Annotated in this window: 3 protein-coding genes; all 3 read right to left on the reverse strand. The window is 63.2% G+C overall.

The window, feature by feature from the left end; all coding sequences use genetic code 11:
• On the reverse strand, window positions 1-791 hold a 791-nt coding region (gene ccsB, locus QZ189_RS11070), incomplete at its 3' end, for a c-type cytochrome biogenesis protein CcsB (protein WP_296421795.1).
• A 54-nt stretch (window positions 792-845) separates the two neighbouring features.
• The gene (locus QZ189_RS11075; RefSeq protein ID WP_296421797.1) at window positions 846-2048 is read right to left on the reverse strand and encodes an LptF/LptG family permease; all 1203 of its coding nucleotides are present in this window, start codon (window positions 2046-2048) and stop codon (window positions 846-848) included.
• Window positions 2045-2773 (reverse strand): LPS export ABC transporter ATP-binding protein, encoded by a 729-nt coding sequence (lptB, locus tag QZ189_RS11080; protein ID WP_010316925.1) that lies wholly within the window; start codon window positions 2771-2773, stop codon window positions 2045-2047. Before lptB ends, QZ189_RS11075 begins: the two co-directional genes overlap by 4 nt.
• Window positions 2774-2793 lie beyond the last annotated feature (20 nt).

A 2793-nucleotide genomic window follows, 5' to 3' on the forward strand; every position in this document is an offset into this window, starting at 1 on the left:
CGGCTCAGGCGGGTGTGAAGGTAGGCGGCATAGACAAGCCAGCAGATCAAGGCCCAGGTTTCCTTGGGATCCCAGCTCCACCAGCTGCCCCAGGCCTCGTTGGCCCAGACGGCACCGCTGACGATGCCAACGGAGAGCAACAGAAAGCCAACGGTGATCGTGCGGTAGCTCAGGCTGTCGAGCTGCTCACTGAGGGAGAGGGAGGCGCTGCTCAATGAGAGATCAACCGGGGCTCCGTCGGCGGCAAGGCTGGCCTGGCGGAAGCCGCCACTGCCGATGGAGCTGCTGCGCAGTTCCAAGGCCTGCCCGCGATCGGTAAAAAGCACCGCCATCGAGAGCAAAGAGCCGACCAAGAGGGCTGCGTAACTCACCATGATCACGCTGACGTGCATCACCAGCCAGCTGGAGCGCAGGGCGGGCACCAGTGGGGCGGCCTGCTGCAGTTGATCCGGCAGGGCGAAGGAGGCGAAGGCCACGCAGCCCAGACCCATGGGTGTAGCGGACGCCGCCACGAGCGGTGAGCGATAGGTCCGCTCCACCAGCAACTGGGTCAAGGTGCAAGCCCAGGCCAGGAAACAGAGGGACTCGTAGAGGTTGCTGATCGGAAAGTGGCCGGACTGCCACCAGCGCAGCACCAGTTGCGCTGTCAGAGCCAAGTTGGCCGTCGCCACCAGCAGGCGAACCACGGTGCTGCCCTGGCCTCCGCCACTGACGCTCCAAAAGGACAGGGGAAGGGCCAGGAGCAGCAGCGCAAAGGCAGCAAGACCAAGCGCAAGAACCGGATCGGTCACGAAACCGCTGACGAGATCAAAGATGGCGAACAGTCTGCCGCGCCAAAGGCAAGGTCAGCGGCTGGCCTTGCGAAGCAGCACAAGACCGCCACCAAGACCAATCAAAACCGGCAACCAAGCGGCAAAGAAGGGGTAGAGGGTTCCCTTGATGCCGAGGGAGCTGAAGATGAACGACATCAGGTAGTAGCCAAAGATCAGCAAAACGCTGATGCCGAAGCCCTGACTGCGGCTGGTGCGGGAATTGGGGCGAACCCCAAGGCTGCTGCCGATCAAGCCAAAGACCAGGCAGATGGCCGGGAAGGCAAATTTTTCCTGGATCCGCACCCGCAGCCGCCGGGCTTCCTTTTGATCACCGGCTTGAACCAGAAGCGCCTCGGCGCGGCGCGCCTGGGCCACGGTCATCTGGGCCGCATCACTGGGCAGCATGCCCACATCCTGGGGAGCCCGGGTGAAGGGGTAGTAGTAACTGGTGTAGTTGGCTGAGGTGGTGAAGTTATTGGCCGCATCGATGTTGAGAATTCGGCCATTGCGGAACTCCCACATCGCCCTGTTCTCGTCCCAGACCGCAGTGTTGGCGGTTAAAACCTGCTGCTGATCCTCACGGGAGAAATCGAGCAGGGTGACGCCCTGCATCTCACCGTTTTTGAACTCCTTGGCATAAAAGAGCTGGGTCAGTCCCTCTCCGGCATTGCCACCGGGCTCCTTGGGTGTAATCCGGCCGAAGCGCGAATAGACAACGTTTTTGCCCGTCTGGGCGGAGAGGGCGCGACCGAGGGCGCTATCGAGGACGTTGGAAGCCGAATAGTTGGCGCTCGGAACGATGACGTCGTTGAACACGAAGGTCAGCAGCGTCATCAGGGCCGCCAGCACCAGGGCGGGGACGACCATGCGCCAGGTCTTCACGCCGATGCTGCGCAGGGCCGTGAGTTCGCTACTGCCCGAGAGGCGACTAAAGGCCAACAGGGTGGCCATCAGGGTGGCCATCGGGAAGGACAGCACCAAGAAGCCGGGCATGCGCAGGGCGAGGACCTTGCCAGCGGCCCAGAGCGGCAGGCCTGCCTCGGCCACCTTGCGGACCAACTCAAAGACGACACCCACCGAGAGGGAGACGGCCGTGAAGGCGGCGATGCCGAAGAGCAGTGGGCCGAGCATCTCGGCAAACAGCCAGCGATCCAGCAGAGGGAGGGTTCTCCACTGGCGTTGGAGCTTTTGAGACTGCCGGCGCAGGGGCTCGGTCCAGGTCGGTGCGATCGTCACAGCCGGAAGTCCTCCCCGAGGTAGTGGCGACGCACCAGGGGGTCATTCGCCATCTCACGGGAGGGGCCACTGGCCAAGATGCTTCCCTCCGTCAGGATGTAGGCGCGGTCGGTGATCGACAGGGTCTCACGAACGTTGTGATCCGTGATCAGCACCCCCATGCCTCGATCCCGCAGTCCGGCGATCAAGGTCTGAAGGTCGGCCACGGCCAGGGGATCGACACCTGCAAACGGTTCATCCAGCAGCAGATAGCGGGGACCGCTTTCGCCGACCGCCAGGGCTCGGGCCACTTCGCAGCGCCGGCGTTCACCGCCTGAGAGCTGATAACCGAGGCGGTGCTGAAAGGGCTTCAGGTGGAAATCCTGCACCAATTGCTCGACCCGATCACGGCGCTGTTCCTTGGGGGCTCCACTTTCCTGGAGGGCCAACATCAGGTTGTCCTGGACGCTCAGGCTGCGGAAGACACTCGCTTCCTGGGGGAGGTAGCCGATGCCCAAGCGGGCACGCTCCGGCATGGAGAAGTCGGCAACACAGGTCTCATCCATGGTCACGGCCCCTGAGTCCGGGCGCAGCAGACCGGTCACCAGATTGAAGGTGGTGGTTTTTCCTGCACCGTTGGGGCCGAGTAACCCGACCACCTCTCCAGGGTTGAGGTTGAGGCTGACCTCTTTCACCAAAGGTCGGCCGCCAATGGTCAAGGCGACGCGATCAAGGACCAGGCTCATGGCTTCGCGGGGCCCGAGCT

This window comes from Vulcanococcus sp. CPBay_Sum15L08_68 (assembly GCF_017855895.1).
Lineage (GTDB): Bacteria > Cyanobacteriota > Cyanobacteriia > PCC-6307 > Cyanobiaceae > Vulcanococcus.

Bases quoted from the DNA above. Each gene is read 5' to 3' on its own strand.
- lptB (WP_010316925.1), bottom strand. From the start codon at position 2,773: ATGAGCCTGGTCCTTGATCGCGTCGCCTTGACCATTGGCGGCCGACCT.